The organism is Anaerosphaera multitolerans, assembly GCF_004006535.1.
Lineage (GTDB): Bacteria > Bacillota > Clostridia > Tissierellales > Peptoniphilaceae > Anaerosphaera > Anaerosphaera multitolerans.
This window is the reverse complement of the sequence record NZ_RLIH01000042.1, coordinates 1-1032: the sequence shown is the minus strand read 5'-3', so window position 1 is coordinate 1032 and position 1032 is coordinate 1. Positions and strand designations below refer to the sequence as shown.

The window sequence follows — 1032 nt, the reverse complement described above, 5'->3', positions numbered from 1 at the left end:
TATTAAATTCTTCTTTTATTGCCTTTAATTTTTCAGGATCCTCTAAAATTCTAGCTAAAAATCCGTCAATAACAGTTGCTCCATTCACTATACAAGGTTTGGATTTTTCCGATATAACTACTTCTGCAAACTCCTTAGTGTGAAGAGCTAAGTCCTCAGTTGTAATTGCTACAGATGGATGAAAAGCAGGACATCTGTAACTTACATTACCCATATCCGAAGAAGCTCCCGGCTTATCCATAACTACATAGTCCATTCCATAGTCACTCATTACATCTTGAATTATGTCCACTCCACTTTGTAAGTACTTCATATCGCTGAAAGGATATCCGAAGGGTACCATCTCCACCTTTGTCTGAGTTGCCATTGCACACCCATTAATAGCATCCTTTGCCCAAGGAACTATTTCTTCTCTAACATACTTGGCTGAATCAGATCTAAAAGTATATTTCCCTCTAGCCTTCTCATGAATTATATTAGTTGCCACTCCACCTTCCTGAATAAAACCTTCGATTATTGTGTATGGTTTCATACATTTTCTCATCATATCAAAGGCATGAATACTTAGCATCAATCCGTCAAGTGCGGATCTGCCCTCCCAAGGACTTGCAGCAGCATGTGACGGTTTACCGGTAAATTCCAGCTCATAGGTTTCAAAGGCCAACATTCTCCAGTTAGGAACATTTTTAGTATCTAGGTGTACCATAATGGCACAGTCATACTTATCAAATACTCCACCATCTGCCATAGGTATTTTCATTCCCATGTCCTCCTCATCGGGAGTTCCGATTATGTCTATATTGGCATTTATAAACTCTTCATTGTCTTTTAAAGCCAGAGCTGCCAAAAGTGATATTGAAGCACTTGCTGAATGTCCACAGGCATGTCCCACTTCAGGAAGAGCATCATATTCTGTAAGTATGGCAATATTTACATCTGAGTCTTTTTTTTCAACTACCTTTCCAAAAAAAGCTGTTTCAATATTAAAGAAATTTTCCTTAGCTTCAATTCCATACTTATTTAAAATTTCAA

1 protein-coding gene is annotated in these 1032 nt (G+C 37.7%); it reads right to left on the bottom strand.

Annotated elements, in window-relative coordinates:
• Positions 1 to 1032: M20/M25/M40 family metallo-hydrolase (locus EF514_RS10695; protein WP_164845600.1), on the bottom strand; the 1032-nt coding region annotated here is incomplete at both ends.